Origin of the sequence: Rhodococcus sp. 1168, from assembly GCF_002091955.1 — a bacterium.
GTDB lineage: Bacteria > Actinomycetota > Actinomycetes > Mycobacteriales > Mycobacteriaceae > Rhodococcoides.
This window is the reverse complement of sequence record NZ_MKKY01000041.1, coordinates 1-2,808: the sequence shown is the minus strand read 5'-3', so window position 1 is coordinate 2,808 and position 2,808 is coordinate 1. Positions and strand designations below refer to the sequence as shown.

The window sequence follows — 2,808 nt, the reverse complement described above, 5'->3', positions numbered from 1 at the left end:
TGGAATGGGACTTCTCGTGTGTTGGAGGGTGTTTCGGGTTCCGGTGGGGTGTCGTTGGCGTCGTTGTTTGTTGATCGGGTGGTTGAGGTTCCGGGTGCGGTGGCGGTGGTGTTCGAGGGTGAGCGGTTGTCGTATGGGGAGTTCGGGGAGCGGGTGTTTCGTTTGGCTCGGTGGTTGATCGGTGAGGGTGTGGGTCCTGAGGTGTTGGTGGGGTTGGGTATGCGGCGTGGGGTGGATTTGTTGGTGGGGATGTATGCGGTGGTGATGGCGGGTGGTGCGTATGTGCCTTTGGATCCGGATCAGCCGGCCGAGCGTAATGGGTTCATCGTTGAGGTGGCGTCTCCGGTGTTGGTGTTGGTTTCTGGTGGTGGGGATGTGGGTGTGTTTGCTGGTGGTGGTGTGTCGGTGGTGGATGTGGGTTCGTTGGATGTGTCGGGGTTCTCGGGTGAGGTTGTGGGGGATGGTGAGCGGTTGTCGGTGTTGCGGGGGTCGAATGCGGCGTATGTGATTTTCACGTCGGGGTCGACGGGTCGGCCGAAGGGTGTGGCGGTCTCGCATGAGGCGATCGTCAATCAGATTTCATGGCTCTCGGAGCGATTCGGGTTGGGTCCGGCAGATGTGGTCTTGCAGAAGACACCGGTGACATTCGACGTGTCGTTGTGGGAACTGTTCGGTACTTTGCTCTCCGGTGGGCGTTTGGTGTTGGCGGCCCCGGATGGTCATCGTGACACCCGGTACCTTGCACAGGTGATTGCTGACGAGGCGATTACCATGACTTCGTTTGTCCCGTCGATGTTGTCGGTGTTCGTTGCGGAGACAGCTGGGTTCGAGACCGAATCGTTCCGTTCGCTGCGGGTGGTTCTCGTGGCCGGTGAGGCACTACCGATGTCGGTGGTGCGGTCCTTCGAGCGAGCTTTGCCGGGTGTGGCGCTGCACAACTTGTACGGTCCAACCGAGTTCACGGTGCATGCGACCGAGGGTGTGGTGCGATCTTCCGACGGCGCTGTCACCATCGGGTCGCCGGTGTGGAATACCCGCGCGCTTGTCCTCGATGAGCGTTTGCATCCGGTGCCGGTAGGTGTGTCGGGTGAGTTGTATCTGGCAGGCACGCAGTTGGCGCGGGGATACGTCTCTCGTCCCGACTTGACTGCAGAACGCTTCGTGGCACATCCAATTCCAGAAGCGAGCGCTCGCGGCGAGCGGCTGTACCGGACAGGTGACGTCGTCCGGTGGAATGCCGACGGTGAGATCGAATATATCGGGCGTAGTGACTTCCAGGTCAAACTACGTGGACTTCGTATCGAGCTCGGTGAAATCGAAGCTACTCTACTGGAACAGAATTCGGTCTCTCAAGCCGCAGTGATAGTGCGAGACGAGCAACTGGTGGCGTACGTCGTCACGGACTCGGCGGACTTCGACAGCGCGGCGGTTCGGACCGCCCTCGGCTCCAAGTTGGCCGAGTATATGGTGCCGTCCGTCTTCGTCGAACTCGAAGAGTTCCCGCTCGGGTCGAGCGGGAAACTCGACCGTAAGGCGCTGCCGGACCCGGTCGTGGAGATCAAAGAGTTCCGCGCGCCCACTACACCGGTGGAGGAAACCGTTGCCGACACCTTCGCGGGCGTGCTCGGTCTCGAGCGAGTAGGACTCGACGACGACTTCTTCGAACTCGGCGGCAACTCCCTGATCGCCACCCAGCTGGTCAGCAGGTTGGGGCAGGTTCTCAACACCAAGATCGGCGTGCGTGAACTGTTCGAGGCATCGAGCGTCGCCGACCTCGCCGCGCGCATCGCCAGCCAGGTCGGTAGTGGCGGACAGCGGGCACTCGTCGCTGTCGACCGCCCGGCGCAGATACCGCTGTCCTTGGCGCAGCAGCGATACTGGTTCCTCAACCAATACGACACCACGTCGGCCGTCGACAACATCCCGTTCGCCGTCCGGTTGAGCGGTGAACTCGACGTCCCTGCTCTCGCGGCCGCAGTGGCCGATCTGATCGCCCGTCACGAATCTCTCCGCACGGTGTACCCGGACTCGATGGAGGGCCCGCACCAGAAGATTCTGCCCGTCGGTGAAGCGAACGCGAGTTTGGAGATCGCCGACGTCCAGGAAGACGATGTACGTCACCGTGTCATCGATCTGATGATGACGGCCTTCGACGTCACGACCGAGATTCCGCGGGCCGCGAAGCTGTTCAAGTTGGCAGAGGACGAGTACGTCCTTGCGTTCGTCATCCATCACGTGTCTGCGGACGGTGCCTCCATGGTGCCACTCGTGCGTGATGTGATGGTGGCGTATGCGGCGCGTTCTGCAGGTGAGGCGCCTGGTTGGGCTCCGTTGCCGGTGCAGTACGCCGATTACGCGTTGTGGCAGCGCGAGACCCTCGGCAGCGAAAAAGATCCGGATTCGATTGCCTCGCAGCAGGTATCGTACTGGAAGACTGCACTGGCCGGGCTGCCGGACCAGCTGGACATGCCGTCGGATCGACCGCGCCCCGCGCATCAGAGCTTCCGTGGCGATTCCGTTCGGTTCTCTGTGGATGCAGATCTCCACCGTGCGCTTCTGGAACTCTCGCGCAGGCACCACACGACATTGTTCATGACGATGCACGCTGCATTCGCAGTATTGCTCGCCAGGTTGTCGAATGTATCGGATATTGCCGTGGGCACTCCGGTCGCCGGTCGCGGGGACAAGGCGTTGGACGACATGATCGGAATGTTCGTCAATACGTTGGTCTTCCGTAGTCGGGTCGATTCTTCGATGACGTTCGAGGAGTTGTTGGCGCAGACTCGGGCGAGTGATCTGCAGGCGTTC

1 protein-coding gene is annotated in these 2,808 nt (G+C 61.3%); it reads left to right on the top strand.

All coding sequences use genetic code 11. The annotated features are described in order from the left end of the window. Nucleotides 1-18 precede the first annotated feature (18 nt). The coding region (locus BJI47_RS07100; protein ID WP_368655873.1) for an amino acid adenylation domain-containing protein at nt 19-2,808 on the top strand (2,790 nt) is incomplete at its 3' end.